The following is a 16,678-nucleotide window of genomic DNA, read 5'->3' as shown; positions in this document are numbered from 1 at the left end:
AAAGAGTGACAGTTTGTTGCTACAGAAAAAAGAAAAGAAGGACTATTTATGACCAAAACATGTAATCATCACTTTCTTGTCAATCAGGAAAAAGGCGAGAAACACGTCTTTCGTAAGAGTAAAAAATACCGTACTCTATGTTCGGTTGCCCTGGGAACAATGGTGACCGCTGTTGTTGCCTGGGGAGGAACGGTTGCACATGCTGATGAAGTGACACCATCAGTTGACACAACCATTCAACGAACGGAAAATCCAGCCACGAATTTACCAGAAGCACAGCCAACCTCTGTATCTGAACAAACTGAAAGTTTAGGGTCAACTGGACAATCTAACGGTGCGATTGCTGTCACCGTACCACATGATACGGTAACACAAGCGGTTGAAGAGGCCAAGGCTGAAGGTGTTTCTACAGTTGAAGATAGCCCAATGGATTTGGGAAATATAACTTCTGCGTCAGAAACCAACCAACAAATTTCAAAAGCAGAAGCAGATGCCAAAAACCAAGTTGTGGCTATCAATGAAGTTACTGAAACCTACAAAGCTGACAAAGCAGCTTATGTGGATGAAAAAGCTCGCATCGAACAGGAAAATAAGGTACTGTCACAGGCCTACGAAGAGGCCAACCAAACTGGTAAAGAGACAAATGCTTGGGTTGATTCTAAAGTCAATGACCTAAAAACTCGGTATGCAGATGCTGATGTGACAGTAAAAGAACAAGTAGTCTCATCAGGAAACGGAACATCTGTACTGGACTATACAAACTATGGCAAGGCTGTTGAAACTATTCAATCAACTAACGAACAAGCTGTAGCGGATTATCTAACAAAGAAAACCAAGGCAGATGATATTGTTGCGAAAAATCAGGCCATTCAAAAAGAAAATGAAGCTGGACTTGCTAAGGCAAAGGCAGATAATGAAGCCATTGAAAGGCGTAATCAGGCTGGTCAAGCAGCTGTTGATGCTGAAAACCGTGCAGGTCAAGCCGCAGTAGATCAAGCGAATCAGGAGAAACAACAATTCGTTTCAGATCGTGCAGCCGAGATTGAAGCTATTATAAAACGTAATAAAGAAAAAGAAGCCGCAGCCAGAAAAGAGAATGAAGCGATTGATGCCTATAATGCCAAAGAATTGGAACGCTATCAACGTGACTTGGCCGAGATTTCAAAAGGTGAAGAAGGTTATATTTCTGAAGCCCTTGCTCAAGCCCTCAATCTCAATGACGGTGAACCCCAAGCGCAACATGGGGCCATTACCCGAAATCCTGATCAGATCATTTCAACTGGCGATGCTTTGCTGGGCGGCTACTCAAGAATTTTAGATTCAACTGGATTCTTTGTCTATGATAGCTTCAAAACAGGTGAGACCCTTAGTTTTAACTATCAAAATCTTCAACATGCACGATTTGATGGGAAAAAGATTAGTCGTGTGACTTACGCTATTACCAACCTTGTATCGCCAGCTGGAACCGATGCTGTGAAACTAGTTGTGCCAAATGATCCTACCGAGGGCTTCATTGCCTATCGAAATGATGGAAATGGTGACTGGCGAACAGACAAGATGGAGTTTCGTGTAGTTGCTAAGTATTTCTTGGAAGACGGAACGCAGGTCACTTTTTCTAAAGAAAAACCAGGTGTCTTCACACATTCTTCCCTCAATCATAATGACATTGGTTTAGAATATGTTAAAGATTCTTCTGGGAAATTTGTGCCGATAAATGGCTCAACCGTTCAAGTGACTAATGAAGGTCTGGCCCGTTCGTTGGGTTCCAACCGTGCAAGCGATTTGAATTTACCTGAAGAATGGGATACCACATCAAGTCGTTATGCTTATAAAGGAGCTATTGTCTCAACAGTTACATCAGGAAATACCTATACAGTCACCTTTGGGCAAGGCGATATGCCACAGAATGTAGGCTTGTCCTACTGGTTCGCCTTAAATACCCTACCAGTTGCACGTACAGTAACACCATATAGTCCCAAACCTCATGTAACGGTGGAACTTGAACCCATTCCAGAACCTATTACGGTAACACCAGATGTCTTTACGCCTAAAATATTTACACCAGAAAAGCCTGTAACCTTTACTCCAAAGCCTTTGGAAGAAGTGGTGCAGCCTAGTCTGACCTTGACTAAAGTAACCTTACCTGTTAAACCTACTCCCAAAGAACTTCCAACGCCACCACAAGCACCGACAGTCCATTATCATGCATACCGTTTGACGACAACTCCAGAGATTATGAAAGAAGTGGTCAATAGTGACCAAGCTAATCTTCATGAGAAAACTGTCGCAAAAGATTCAACGGTGATTTATCCCTTAACAGTTGATGCCTTATCGTCCAATCGTTCTCAAACGACTAGTCTCATTTTTGAGGACTACTTGCCTGCTGGTTACCTGTTTGATAAGGAAACAACACAAAAAGAAAATGGAAACTATGTCCTTAGCTTTGATGAGACTAAGAATTTTGTGACCTTAACCGCAAAGGAAAACTTGTTGCAGGAGGTAAATAAAGATTTAACCAAGGTTTATCAACTGACCGCTCCAAAACTCTATGGTTCTGTTCAAAATGATGGGGCAACCTATTCCAATAGTTACAAACTCCTTTTGAACAAGGGCACAACCAATGCTTACACAGTCACTTCAAATGTTGTAACGGTTCGTACACCAGGTGATGGGGAGACAACCACACTCATTACACCAGATAAAAACAATGAAAATGCGGATGGTGTTCTCATTAACGATACGGTCGTAGCCCTTGGTACAACCAACCACTACCGATTGATTTGGGATTTGGACCAGTATCAGGGAGAACGTTCTGCTAAAGAGACAATTGCACGAGGCTTCTTCTTTGTGGACGATTACCCAGAGGAAGTGCTTGATGTGGTGGAAAATGGCACGGCTATCACAACGCTTGATGGTCAGAAGGTATCAGGCATAACGGTCAAAACATATGCTTCACTAAATGAAGCTCCTAAAGACCTTCAAGATAAATTAGCTCGTGCCAAGATTACACCGACAGGTGCCTTTCAAGTCTTTTTGCCGGATGACAACCAAGCCTTTTATGACCAGTATGTTCAAACAGGAACTTCTTTAGCTCTTTTGACCAAAATGACGGTGAAAGATAGTCTCTATGGTCAGACAAAGACCTATACAAACAAGGCTTATCAAGTTGATTTCGGCAATGGCTATGAAACCAAGGAAGTGACTAACACGCTTGTTTCTCCAGAACCCAAGAAACAAAACCTCAATAAAGACAAAGTGGACATCAATGGGAAGCCCATGCTAGTGGGAACTCAAAATCACTATACTCTCTCATGGGATTTGGACCAATACCGAGGGATTAAAGCAGACAACTCTCAGATTGCACAAGGTTTTTACTTTGTGGATGATTATCCAGAAGAAGCTTTATTGCCGGATGAAGCAGCTATTCAGTTTGTCACATCTGATGGCAAAACAGTTTCAGGAATCACGGTGAAGGCTTATTCTCAATTATCAGAAGCTCCTAAAACGCTACAAGCAGCCCTTTCGAAACAAAAAATTCAGCCTAAAGGAGCTTTTCAAGTTTTCATGCCTGAGGACCCACAAGCCTTTTTTGAATCTTATGTGACCAAGGGGGAGAATATTACCATTGTCACTCCGATGATGGTTTTGGAAACCATGCTTAATTCAGGGAAGTCTTATGAAAACGTGGCTTATCAGGTGGACTTTGGGCAAGCCTATGAAACCAACACGGTGACCAATTTTGTCCCTAAAGTAACTCCGCATAAGTCTAATACCAATCAAGAAGGTATTTCAATTGATGGAAGGACTGTTCTTCCGAATACGGTCAATTATTACAAAATTGTCTTGGATTACAGTCAATACAAGGACATGGTCGTGACGGATGATGTTCTTGCCAAGGGATTTTACATGGTAGACGATTACCCAGAAGAAGCCCTTACCCTAAATCCTGATGGCATTCAAGTTTTGGATAAGGCTGGCAATCTTGTATCGGGTATCTCTGTCAGCACCTACGCTAGTTTGTCAGAAGCTCCGAAAGTTGTTCAAGACGCCATGGCTAAACGTCAGTTTACACCTAAAGGAGCCATTCAAGTTCTTAGTAGCGATGATCCAAAAGCCTTTTATGAGACCTATGTGAAGACTGGTCAAACCTTAGTTGTCACGCTTCCGATGACGGTAAAAAATGAGTTGACCAAAACAGGTGGTCAGTATGAAAATACAGCCTATCAGATTGATTTTGGCTTGGCCTATGTCACGGAAACAGTGGTTAATAATGTTCCAAAATTAGACCCACAAAAAGATGTGGTGATTGACTTGTCTCATAAAGATGCCAGCCTTGACGGGAAAGAAGTGGCCTTGCATCAAACCTTTAACTATCGCTTGGTTGGAGCGATGATTCCAAGCAATCGTGCGACTGATTTATTTGAATATGGTTTTGAAGATAACTATGATGAAAAGCATGATGAGTATAGTGGTGTTTATCGCAGCTATCTGTTGACGGATGTCATCCTCAAAGACGGTTCTGTCTTAAAAGAGGGGACAGAAGTCACGAAATACACCTTGCAACAGGTAGATACAGAAAATGGCCTCGTGTCAATTTCATTTGATAAATCCTTCTTAGAGACTATCTCTGATGATTCAGCCTTTCAGGCAGATGTTTACCTTCAGATGAAACGGATTGCGACTGGTCAGGTGGAGAATACCTATCTCCATACAGTGAATGGCTATGTCATCAGCTCAAATACAGTTGTAACACATACACGTAAACCTGAAGAACCAAGTCCAAATCAACCTACCCCACCTCAACCACCGATTGAGATACATGAACCACCTGTTCCAGCAAGCGTTTTGCCAAATACAGGGGAACAGGAATCCCTTTTGGGCTTGATTGGAGCTGGTATTCTACTTGGTACGGCATATGGACTGAAGAAAAAGGAGGAGAATAGATGAATCCAAAAACAATTTATGAAAAGGATTCAGACCAAGATGGTCTGACTGACGCTCAGGAACTAGCTTTAGGAACTAATCCATATGCTATTGACACGGATGGTGATGGTCATTCTGATTTGGAGGAGTTACAAGCTGGACAATCTTCTCTAGTTCCACAAAAGGAGTTGTGTGATGGTTTGGAACTTTGACACCATGAAACAAGCTTTATCTGAAATGGAAAAGGTCGATTACCAAGAATTTATCAAGGCCTTTCTCTCTTTGGAACTAAGTATCTCTGATAGAACAATCCTCAATCAAGTTTATCAAGATTATATGGATAAAGATGACTTGTCCTTGGTTAGCGATGAACTAAGAGTCAAAGTGGATGATTACCAGGATGAGGTGCAAGCAGATATTACGGATATTCTTGAAAAATTGTATGGCACAGGCGAGGGCACTAGTTTTATCATGGATGTCATGTCTTCGAATAGTCTTTTTGACACGATGGATCAATATGAAATTTTGGATAGTGAAGACTATTCCTTAATCGGTCTTGAAACCTTACAGGCTATGATTCAACAGGACTTAGCCATTTCCAGTCAGGATTATTTTGGCGACTTGGTTCACCTAGCTTTGCAGAAAGAGTTACTAGACCAGAAAAGTCATTTCTTACAACACTATGTGGCGACTTTGATGAAAGGTATGCCACAAGAAAAAGACCAACGAGCCTTGGTCCTAGACTAAAACGAAGGGCTGAGAATAGAATCTCAGCTCTTTTTTGATGGGAGGAACGAATGAATCAAGAAGTTTTACTACAGATGTTGCGGGCTACCATTCCTCGTAACAGAGCCATGCTTGAAGCATTTTTGTATTACCAAGCAAACCACTTTGATGAGGATTGGGATAGCCTTATCCAAGAATTTATTGTGAATAGAAAGGAAGTCCAAAGCCCTGTTCAGGTACTTCATTTTGAGACGGACGTTTCAGCTTTTGTACAGGCTAGTCCTTATGATACTGCTCATGACCTGTTGACTTATACTCAAGTATTCGGTCATAAGGGTCTCCAAAAACTTGATAAATTATCGCCGTCTGAAAAAGACTTGGTGATTGAAGTGGCCATGTTCAATCTTGCCACACGTTTTCAACTATTGGATTCCAATGGTCACTACCAAACCATTTCGACGGCTTCTCTGCTAGAAAAAGGGAAGGGAGCTAATCTGGTCAATGTGTACCGTGTCGCCAATAATTTAGCAGATCGCATCAGTCGGGATATTGAACAGTTTCTCTTGACCTACCAACCTGAGTTAGAAACAAGAGTTGATGAAACTTTTCAAGAACAAGAAGAAATGATTGATAAGTCAGAAGTAACTGTAAATCAGGCAATAGCTTTTCGAGAAGAGGGCTCTCTGGTTATTGCCAGTTTGGATGTAGATTTGTCTCAACTAGACGTTCAAACAGGAAAAACAAGTCATCTGCCAGCTTATGAAGAGTTATCTTTACGACGTAAATTTGAGATACTAACATATTTTGACCAAATTCGAAATGAACGTTCCAAAGCCCCAAGTTTTAGACGAGGTGATTTTGACACTGAAATGGAAATGACACCAGTCTTTGAAGGAGAAGAGTTACTTACCTATCTAGAGGCTGATGGCAGCCTCTATGAGCTGAAACGGACCTTGACTCAAGTTGAGGAAAAGGAATTAGAAAAAATTGGACAAGCCATTAGGGTAGAAAATCAAGAAAAATTGACTCAGGTAGGGATTGATTTATCTCAGTTTGACCCTGACCAAATCGGTATTTTATTGGATGCCGCAGGTCGTTTTCGTTTGAAAAATGCAGACCTTGCTTTATTAGGTGGCTATCCAAATGCATCTGTAACTCAACTAGCCCTTGTGACAGAACTACTCCAAATGGGATTGAGTCATGAAAAAATTGAATTTTTCTTTGGTAGCCAGCTTTCCATTGAAGAGCTGCGACAGGTTGCTTATGCCATTTTACACCAAGAACTTAGCAGAGAAGACGCGGAGCAATTTGAAAAAGATAAAGGCAATCAGCCAGATTTAACCCTCAGAGATTGGAAGAACAAGCTAGAGAAAGCTGAGACGAAAGTAGTGGTTGATGAAGAATTTGCGGAAAATCCACTGGTTCAGAGAGTATTGGACACTTACCCTCTGGGGGCATTGGTTTCCTATAAGGGACAGGACTTTGAGGTCGTGTCGGTCAGCGATGCTCGATTGAACGGTTTGATTCGGATTGAGTTAGTCAATGACTTTTCGGATATCATTGAACAAAATCCAGTTCTTTATTTGAGGACCTGGGAAGAAGTCAGTCAGACACTTCATCAGCCAATGGCAGAACCACAAACAGAGATAGAAGAAGCGGACCAAGAATTAAACCTTTTTTCATTTCTGGAAGAGGAGCCAGTTCAGAGTATTGGACTATTGGAACCAGATGGTTCAGAAAAAGGTCATAACGATACTGATCTTGAAGAATCAGATAGTCAAATTCCTGAAGAGGAAGTAGTCGAATCAATTCCAGAGATTCCAGTAACGAACTTTTATTTTCCAGAAGATATGACGGACTTTTATCCTAAGACTGCTAGAGATAAGGTTGAGACAAACATTGCGGCTATTCGTTTGGTTAAAACACTTGAAACGGAACGCCGTCAGGCAAATCCAAGTGAACAAGAACTCCTTGCCAAGTATGTAGGCTGGGGTGGACTTGCCAATGATTTCTTTGATGACTATAATCCAAAATTTTCTAAGGAACGAGAAGAACTGAAATGCTTAGTCACTGATAAAGAGTATTCCGATATGAAACAGTCCTCCTTGACAGCCTATTACACAGACCCTGCCCTTATCCGTCAGATGTGGGATAAGTTGGAAAGAGATGGTTTTACAGGCGGAAAAATCCTAGACCCTTCCATGGGAACAGGGAATTTCTTTGCGGCTATGCCAACACATTTGAGAGATAAAAGTGAGCTGTATGGTGTGGAGTTAGATACCATTACAGGAGCCATTGCCAAGCACCTTCACCCGAATAGCCATATTGAGGTCAAAGGATTTGAGACAGTTGCTTTTAATGATGATAGTTTTGATTTGGTAATTTCAAATGTGCCATTTGCCAATATTCGGATCGCGGATAACAAGTACGATAAGCCTTATATGATTCATGACTATTTTGTTAAAAAATCCCTTGATTTGGTGCATGATGGTGGGCAAGTAGCCATTATCTCTTCAACAGGAACCATGGATAAGCGAACCGAAAACATTTTACAAGATATTCGTGAGACAACTGACTTTCTTGGAGGGGTTCGCTTGCCTGATACCGCCTTTAAGGCCATTGCAGGAACCACTGTCACAACTGATATGTTGTTCTTTCAGAAACACTTGGACAAGGGATATGTTTCAGATGAACTAGCCTTTTCAGGTTCCATTCGTTATGACAAGGATAGTCGCATTTGGCTCAATCCTTACTTTGATGGAGAATACAATAGCCAAGTGCTAGGAACCTATGAGGTCAGAAATTTTAACGGCGGAACACTTTCTGTTAAGGGGACTAGTGACAACCTCATCGCAAGTGTTCAAACTGCTCTACATCAAGTAAAAGCCCCAAGGGAGATTGATAGAAATGAAATCATCATTAACCCAAATGTGTTGACCAAACAAGTCATTGATACCTCCATTCCAGCTGAAATGAGGGAGAATCTAGGTCAGTACAGTTTTGGTTATCAGGGTTCTACGGTCTACTATCGAGACAATAAAGGCATTCGAGTGGGGTCCAAGACGGAAGAAATCAGTTACTATGTCGATGAAGAAGGCAACTTTAAAGCATGGGACACCAAACATTCCCAAAAACAGATTGATAGATTTAATAGCTTAGAAGTCACAGATAGCACTGCTCTGGATGTTTATGTGACCGATGATGCAGCCAAACGTGGTCAGTTTAAGGGATATTATAAAAAGACAGTTTTCTATGAAGCTCCTTTGTCTGAGAAAGAAGTGGCACGAATCAAAGGAATGGTCGATATTGGCAATGCCTACCAAGAAGTTATTGCCATTCAACGCTATTATGATTATGACAAGGAGAGCTTTAACCACTTGTTAGGCAAACTCAATCGTACCTATGATAGCTTTGTCAAACGCTATGGGTATTTGAATAGTGCAGTGAACCGCAATCTTTTTGATAGTGATGATAAGTATTCGCTTCTTGCTAGTTTGGAAGATGAAAGTCTAGATCCAAGTGGAAAGTCTGTTATCTATACTAAATCCCTTGCCTTTGAAAAGGCTCTGGTGCGTCCTGAAAAAGAGGTTAAAAAGGTACATACTGCCCTTGATGCCTTAAATTCCAGTTTAGCAGACGGTCGTGGTGTTGATTTTGCTTATATGATGTCCATTTATCAGGTTGATTCTAAGGCAGTTTTAATCGAGGAATTAGGGGACTATATTATGCCAGATCCAGAAATGTATTTGAGAGGTGAGTTGACTTATGTTTCTCGCCAAGACTTTCTGTCCGGTGATGTAGTTAGCAAGTTAGAAGTGGTGTACCTACTCGTCAAACAAGACAATCGTGACTTTAACTGGACGCATTATGCAGGACTTCTAGAAGCGGTTAAACCAGCACGTATTACCTTGGCAGACATTGATTATCGGATTGGTTCACGCTGGATTCCCTTGTCTGTTTACGGAAAATTTGCCCAAGAAACCTTTATGGGAAAAGCTTTTGACCTCTCTGACCAAGAAGTGGTGACTGTCCTTGAAGTCAGTCCCATTGATGGAGTTATTACTTACCAATCAAAGTTTGCCTACACTTATTCCAACGCAACGGATAGGAGTCTAGGTGTCCCTGCTTCACGCTATGATAGTGGTCGTAAAATCTTTGAAAACCTCCTGAATTCCAATCAACCAACCATTACAAAACAAGTTGTCGAAGGGGATAAGAAAAAGAATGTGACGGATGTGGAGAAAACAACGGTTCTGCGTGCCAAGGAAACACACCTACAAGAACTCTTTCAAGATTTTGTAGCAAGATATCCAGAAGTCCAACAGATGATTGAAGACACCTATAACAGTCTCTATAATCGTACGGTATCAAAGTCCTATGATGGTAGCCATTTAACCATTGATGGACTTGCCCAGAATATCTCCTTACGTCCTCACCAAAAGAATGCCATTCAACGGATTGTAGAAGAAAAACGTGCCCTACTAGCCCACGAGGTGGGGTCTGGAAAAACCTTGACCATGCTTGGGGCAGGATTCAAACTGAAAGAACTCGGAATGGTACATAAACCACTTTATGTGGTGCCGTCTAGTCTGACTGCTCAGTTTGGTCAAGAAATCATGAAATTTTTCCCTACCAAGAAAGTCTATGTGACTACTAAGAAAGACTTTGCCAAAGCCAAACGCAAGCAGTTTGTGTCTAGGATTATTACAGGGGATTATGATGCCATTGTCATTGGGGATTCACAATTTGAGAAAATACCGATGAGTCGAGAGAAACAGGTCACCTATATCAATGACAAGCTGGAGCAACTCAGAGAAATCAAACTAGGAAGTGATTCTGATTATACGGTCAAAGAAGCGGAGCGTTCGATTAAGGGATTGGAGCACCAGTTGGAAGAACTCCAAAAACTAGAGCGAGATACCTTTATTGAATTTGAAAATCTTGGCATTGATTTTCTCTTTGTGGATGAGGCTCATCACTTCAAGAATATTCGTCCAATTACTGGACTTGGAAATGTCGCTGGCATTACCAACACCACTTCAAAAAAGAACGTAGATATGGAGATGAAGGTGAGACAAGTTCAGGCAGAACATGGAGATAGAAATGTCGTTTTTGCGACAGGAACACCAGTTTCTAACTCCATCAGTGAACTTTTCACCATGATGAATTACATTCAGCCCGATGTTTTGGAACGATATCAGGTATCCAATTTTGACTCATGGGTTGGGGCTTTTGGGAATATCGAAAACTCTATGGAACTAGCCCCGACAGGTGATAAATACCAACCTAAGAAACGGTTCAAGAAATTTGTCAATTTGCCTGAACTCATGCGAATCTACAAGGAAACTGCTGATATTCAGACATCAGACATGCTTGATTTACCCGTTCCTGAAGCTAAGATTATTGCGGTAGAAAGTGAATTAACAGAGGCTCAGAAATACTATTTAGAAGAACTGGTAGAGCGTTCAGACGCTATCAAGTCAGGTAGTGTTGACCCAAGTAGAGATAATATGTTAAAGATAACCGGGGAAGCTAGAAAACTAGCTATTGATATGCGGTTGATTGACCCTGCTTATTCCTTATCGGATAATCAGAAAATCCTTCAAGTGGTCGATAATGTCGAGCGGATTTACCGTGAAGGAGCTGAAGACAAAGCCACTCAGATGATTTTCTCTGATATCGGAACCCCTAAAAGTAAGGAAGAGGGCTTTGATGTCTACAATGAACTTAAGGACTTACTAGTCGATCGAGGGATACCCAAAGAAGAAATTGCCTTTGTGCATGATGCCAATACTGATGAGAAGAAAAATTCTCTCTCACGAAAGGTCAATAGTGGTGAAGTGCGGATTCTCATGGCTTCGACTGAAAAAGGTGGAACGGGGCTAAACGTGCAATCACGCATGAAAGCTGTCCACCACTTAGATGTTCCTTGGCGTCCCTCAGATATTGTCCGTGCGTCCGTAAAGGCGGTATAGTAAATCTACTTTTTGGCAAAGTAGTAGGCGTGACCTTAATGCCTATCATCACCCAACTGACCTGTGAGGGAAACCAAATATCAGGGAACAAAGCACGTTGGGAAACTCATAAGTTGATGAGTTATCACATCACGACTGAATGAGGAGATGACAATGTAACAGTTGTTACTGAGATAATTATAAGGATAAAATCTAAACTGATTGAAGGATAGTCTAAACGGTCTGTGTCGGGACTGTGAGGTAAGATAACTAAAACCCTCATACTATGGAACTTCATTATCACTGTTCGAGGTAGTGAAGCAAAGGGATTCCATAGCGTATTCATAGTAAATGAAAACAGATGAACGTCCTATCCGATGAAATTATCAAGCTATGTTACTATACCAGCTAAACGGAGATTACCTAAGTCAAAATGCTTGTAAAAGCTATTAAACATCAGGTTTATGAATATTTGATAAGGTAACGGAGTTCCCGTAGTAGTTCGAGCGTGTTAATGGCACGTACATGGCGAAGGGGAACAGTTTATAACATTAACATTATGGAAAGGAAGGTGTGTGAGACACCATGAGAAATCCTCAAAATGTGTTAAACAATCTAACAAAACACAGTAAAGATAAAAACTATCAATTTGAGCGACTTTATCGCTTACTTTACAACAAAGAAATGTACTTAGTTGCCTATCAAACGATTTACGCTAACCCAGGACACATGACACCTGGAGTAGATGAGTTGACGATTGATGGTATGAGTATGGCTAGAATTGACCAATTGATTGATTCCCTGAAAGATGAATCTTATCAGCCACATCCATCAAGACGAACCTATATTCCTAAAAAGAATGGGAAGCCACGTCCACTAGGTATTCCATCATTTGATGATAAGCTCTTACAACAGGTTATCAAAATGATTTTGGAATCCATCTACGAGGGACAATTTGAATCCTCTTCCCATGGTTTTCGTCCGAATAAAAGCTGTCATTCAGCACTTACTCAAATTCAGAAAACCTATACAGGAGTAAAGTGGTTTATTGAAGGAGATATCAAATCGTTTTTTGATAATATCAACCACGATGTGATAATTCAAATTCTACGAGAAAGAATTACGGATGAGCGTTTCTTACGCCTGATTCGTAAATTTCTCAATGCAGGATATGTGGAAGATTGGAAATTCTACAAAACCTACTCAGGAACTCCACAAGGAGGAATAATCAGTCCAATTCTAGCCAATATCTATTTGGATAAGTTTGATAAATATATGACAGATTATGTGAAGAACTTCTGTGAAGGGAAATACCGTAAACGCACCCCAGAATATCGCCAAAATGAGATTGCACTGGGAAAAGCAAGAAGAACACTAGAGTGTACTTCGACGGAAAACCAACGCCAAGAAGCCATTCAACGTATTCGTCAATTAGAAAAAGAAAGAGTATTGATTCCTCATAGCGACCCTATGGATAGTAGTTTTAAGCGTCTAACCTATACCCGATATGCAGATGATTTTATCTGTGGTGTGATTGGAAGTAAAGAGGACGCTCGTCGTATTAAAGCAGACATTAAGGACTATTTGGAAACGGTTCTCAAATTGGAACTCTCTGAAGAGAAAACCCTGATTACCAATGCAAGAGATAAAGCGAGGTTTCTGGGTTATCATCTGTACATTCGCCAATCCAATTTAGCCAAACGTGATTCGTCAGGACGATTGGTCAGAAATTATACAGGTAGATTGGTTTTAGAGGTTTCTATTGAAACGATTCGAGATAGATTACTGTCCTATGGGGCTATGAAAATGACATATCATAGAGGTCACGAAGTTTGGAAACCAACAGCTCGTTATTTTATGAAAGACTGTGATGATTTAGAGATTTTAGAACGCTACAATGCAGAAATAAGAGGTTTTTATAACTATTATTGTATCGCTAACAACAGTTCTATCCTCCATCGCTTTAAGTATATTATGGAATATAGCATGTATAAAACCTATGCGACCAAGTATCGTACGACTAAATCTCACATCATCCGTAAATATAAAAAGGATGGTCAATTCAGGATACAGTATATTGGACGTAAAGGAGATACAATGACCCGTTATTTCTATAATGGAGGCTTTAAACGTCAAAAGAAATCTTTCCTAGAAAATGATAATTTACCAAACACGGCAAAATATTTTAGCCGAACCAATTTAATTGATAGATTAAAAGCAAACCGTTGTGAGTACTGTCAAGCTACCAATAGTCTCATTGAAATTCATCATGTGAGAAAACTCAAGGATTTAAAGAAAAAGACTTTTTGGGAACGTTTGATGATTTCTAGACAACGGAAAACAATAGCATTGTGTAAAGATTGCCATAAGAAATTACATTATGGCAAGTTAGATTGAGTTTATAAATGGAGAGCCGTATACATTGAAAGGTGTACGTACGGTTCGGGGGCGAGTATTTGGAAAACTGCCGTAGTAATACGGTAAGGCGCTGGGTACTTAGCCTACAGCGAAATGGTCGGCTGATTCGTCAGGGAAACCAGCACCAAGAAGTAGACATTTATCACTATATTACTAAAGGGAGTTTTGACAACTACCTCTGGCAAACTCAGGAGAATAAGCTCAAGTACATCACGCAAATTATGACCTCAAAAGATCCTGTGAGATCAGCAGATGATATTGATGAACAAACCATGACCGCCTCAGACTTTAAGGCTTTAGCCACTGGTAATCCCTATCTCAAACTCAAAATGGAATTGGAAAATGAACTGACAGTGTTAGAAAATCAAAAGCGAGCCTTTAACCGTTCAAAAGATGAATACCGTCACACTGTTTCCTATTGCGAGAAGCACCTCCCTATTATGGAAAAACGGTTGAGTCAATATGATAAAGATATTGCCCAATCTTTGGTAACAAAGTCGCAAGATTTTGTCATGAGATTTGATAATCAGAAAATGGATAATCGTGCAGAAGCAGGGGACTATCTGCGAAAACTCATTACCTATAACCGCTCAGAGACCAAGGAAGTCAGAACACTTGCAAGCTTTAGAGGATTTGACTTAAAAATGACTACACGAGGTCCTAGTGAGCCCTTACCAGAGACCGTCTCTTTAACGATTGTAGGTGATAACCAATATACAGTCGCTCTTGATTTGAAATCAGACCTGGGAACCATTCAACGGATTAGCAATGCCATTGACCATATTATAGATGACCAAGAAAAGACGCAAGAGCTGGTAAAGGATTTAAAAGATAAGCTACGAGTAGCCAAAGTAGAAGTTGAAAAAGTTTTTCCCAAGGAAGAAGATTATCAGCTTGTAAAGGCTAAGTATGATGTTTTAGCTCCCTTGGTTGAAAAAGAAGCAGAGATTGAGGAGATAGATGCGACTTTGGCCAAGTTTAGTGAAGATACAACACCACAAAAGGAGCAACAAATGGCACTCGAGATATAAGAAAAAAGGCTGACAAATGATATTGAACGCGGTAAAATGAAGGCAAGAAATCACAAAAGGAGAATAGATCATGGCTCAAACACTAGAAGAAATGCGTTATCAACTTGAAGAATGGGTGGCACAAGGCTTTACAAGTCCAGAGGATAGAAGCAACTACCAAAGCTTAAAGGAACAGTATGAAGATGAAACGCTTGATTATAGCTTCTCAAAGCGTGAAATCACTGGACAGCTGGAACTCATCATCACAAGTCGTGAGAATGATTTTCCAAGCTTAGATGAGGTAACGAAAGCGGAATACCTTGACTTGGTTGCCCAACTTGATGAACTTGACCAGGAACAGGCTGACTATTATCGCAAGCAATTAGCCTAGAAGGAGGTGTAAGATGTTGGAACAAATTCTACAAAGCCTTTTGATTATCGCAGCAATAGGACTGATGTTGTTTGTCCTTTATCGGATTGTGAAAGTTTCAGGTGCTTTATTTCTTATCGGACTCATCAGTGGATTAGTCTTTATTGAAATATATGGAATTTACCTATTCTTTACGGAAAGGTATCTCTATACAGAAGATTTAGCCACCAATGGTATTTGGAGTTTTACAGGATTTTTTATTGTTTTGAATATTCTGCTAGTGCTTGGACTTATGACCGACATCGTGAAAAGTAGAATGATGGGATACAAATAGGGCTACCTGATTTTAGGTAGTCTTTTATTTTTGTATGTTTTTGATTAAGTGTAGACAGATGAAATTGGGTTACAGGAACTTAGTATCTCTTTTTGTCTTGATTGTGATACGTGTGTATATATCTGAGTAATCGAAATAGAACTGTGTCCAAGTATCTGCTGGATGTACCGAATATCGACATCATTATCTAATAACATCGTAGCAAAGCTGTGACGAAACATATGAGGTGTAATAGTTGTAGTGAGTCTGGTTTGTGTTTTGGCTGTTTTTAGAAGCAAGCGAACACTTTGTTCTGTCAGTGGTTTTTGTGGAGATTTTCCGGGAAATAAAAAATCGTCTGTATGATTGCAATAATAAGTGATATAAGCTTTTAATAACTGAAAAGTTCGTTCATCCCCAATAAAAATCATACGCTCTTTTTTACCTTTTCCTAGAATTTGGAGTGTTTGTTCCGTTAGATTGATATCTTTGATTCGAATATGACACAGTTCAGAAATCCGAATGCCGGTAGAAAGCAATAAGGAGACAATTAACAAATTTCTTTCAGCTTTCTGTTTTTGATAAATAGTTTTGGCTGAGATAATCTTCTTTTGTAGATAGGTATATAGGATTTTTAAACTATCATGAGGGATTGTCTTAGGCAAAGTTTTTTCTGCTCGAAATTGAAATCGTAATTGATCAAAGGGATTGTCGGTAATAACATTTTTCAATTGAAGATAGCCATAGAACACTTTTAAACTTGCGATTTTTCTCCGTAAAGTACTAGTCTTTAAGTTTGAATTTGTTAAACCTTCAATATAACTTACCACACATTCGTTATTGGAATTGTAAAATTGCATTAAATCATTTTTATAAGCACGCAGGGTGTGTGTACTCAAGCGTTTATGAGTTTTACAATAATCCAAGTAGTTAGAAATAATAGTATAATCCATGATAATCTCCT

Annotated in this window: 8 protein-coding genes and 1 pseudogene; 8 read left to right on the top strand and 1 reads right to left on the bottom strand. The window is 40.1% G+C overall.

Annotation, left to right across the window (positions count from 1 at the left end):
• Nucleotides 1-48: 48 nt before the first annotated feature.
• From SST62_RS0110530 to SST62_RS0110495, 8 genes and pseudogenes are all read left to right on the top strand, one after another.
• Nucleotides 49-4,947 carry an SspB-related isopeptide-forming adhesin gene (locus SST62_RS0110530; RefSeq protein ID WP_029187313.1) on the top strand — a complete coding sequence of 1,633 codons (4,899 nt, stop codon included), beginning with the start codon at nucleotides 49-51 and terminating at the stop codon, nucleotides 4,945-4,947.
• Nucleotides 4,944-5,135 (top strand): thrombospondin type 3 repeat-containing protein, encoded by a 192-nt coding sequence (locus tag SST62_RS0110525; RefSeq protein ID WP_029187312.1) that lies wholly within the window; start codon nucleotides 4,944-4,946, stop codon nucleotides 5,133-5,135. Before SST62_RS0110530 ends, SST62_RS0110525 begins: the two co-directional genes overlap by 4 nt.
• A complete protein-coding gene (locus tag SST62_RS0110520; RefSeq protein ID WP_029187311.1) occupies nucleotides 5,119-5,670 on the top strand; it encodes a hypothetical protein in 552 nt (183 codons plus the stop codon). Before SST62_RS0110525 ends, SST62_RS0110520 begins: the two co-directional genes overlap by 17 nt.
• Nucleotides 5,671-5,720: 50 nt before the next feature.
• Nucleotides 5,721-11,624: an SNF2-related protein gene (locus tag SST62_RS0110515; RefSeq protein ID WP_029187310.1), complete on the top strand. Its 5,904-nt coding sequence runs from the start codon at nucleotides 5,721-5,723 to the stop codon at nucleotides 11,622-11,624.
• Nucleotides 11,625-12,188: 564 nt separating this feature from the next.
• Nucleotides 12,189-14,000 (top strand): group II intron reverse transcriptase/maturase, encoded by a 1,812-nt coding sequence (ltrA, locus tag SST62_RS0110510; protein ID WP_002936434.1) that lies wholly within the window; start codon nucleotides 12,189-12,191, stop codon nucleotides 13,998-14,000.
• A 104-nt stretch (nucleotides 14,001-14,104) separates the two neighbouring features.
• Nucleotides 14,105-15,052, top strand: a pseudogene (locus SST62_RS0110505) (hypothetical protein); the annotation flags it as partial.
• 70 nt (nucleotides 15,053-15,122) lie between these two features.
• Entirely contained in the window at nucleotides 15,123-15,422 is a 300-nt protein-coding gene (locus tag SST62_RS0110500; protein WP_029187308.1) for a DUF5962 family protein, read from the top strand.
• Between the two features lie 13 nt (nucleotides 15,423-15,435).
• Nucleotides 15,436-15,735, top strand: a complete 300-nt coding sequence (locus SST62_RS0110495) for a DUF5966 family protein (protein ID WP_029187307.1) — start codon at nucleotides 15,436-15,438, stop codon at nucleotides 15,733-15,735.
• Nucleotides 15,736-15,779: 44 nt separating this feature from the next.
• Here SST62_RS0110495 and SST62_RS0110490 read toward each other — a convergent pair whose 3' ends face one another.
• Nucleotides 15,780-16,667, bottom strand: a complete 888-nt coding sequence (locus tag SST62_RS0110490; protein WP_029187306.1) for a tyrosine-type recombinase/integrase — start codon at nucleotides 16,665-16,667, stop codon at nucleotides 15,780-15,782.
• Nucleotides 16,668-16,678: the final 11 nt, after the last annotated feature.

The organism is Streptococcus suis YS56 (assembly GCF_000440115.1).
Taxonomy (GTDB): domain Bacteria; phylum Bacillota; class Bacilli; order Lactobacillales; family Streptococcaceae; genus Streptococcus; species Streptococcus suis_L.
The sequence above is the reverse complement of the archived record's forward strand: the minus strand, read 5'-3'. Positions and strand labels throughout refer to the sequence as shown.

Coding starts and splice junctions, on each gene's coding strand:
- SST62_RS0110530 (WP_029187313.1), top strand. CDS start 49: ATGACCAAAACATGTAATCATCACTTTCTTGTCAATCAGGAAAAAGGC.
- SST62_RS0110525 (WP_029187312.1), top strand. CDS start 4,944: ATGAATCCAAAAACAATTTATGAAAAGGATTCAGACCAAGATGGTCTG.
- SST62_RS0110520 (WP_029187311.1), top strand. CDS start 5,119: ATGGTTTGGAACTTTGACACCATGAAACAAGCTTTATCTGAAATGGAA.
- SST62_RS0110515 (WP_029187310.1), top strand. CDS start 5,721: ATGAATCAAGAAGTTTTACTACAGATGTTGCGGGCTACCATTCCTCGT.
- ltrA (WP_002936434.1), top strand. CDS start 12,189: ATGAGAAATCCTCAAAATGTGTTAAACAATCTAACAAAACACAGTAAA.
- SST62_RS0110500 (WP_029187308.1), top strand. CDS start 15,123: ATGGCTCAAACACTAGAAGAAATGCGTTATCAACTTGAAGAATGGGTG.
- SST62_RS0110495 (WP_029187307.1), top strand. CDS start 15,436: ATGTTGGAACAAATTCTACAAAGCCTTTTGATTATCGCAGCAATAGGA.
- SST62_RS0110490 (WP_029187306.1), bottom strand. CDS start 16,667: ATGGATTATACTATTATTTCTAACTACTTGGATTATTGTAAAACTCAT.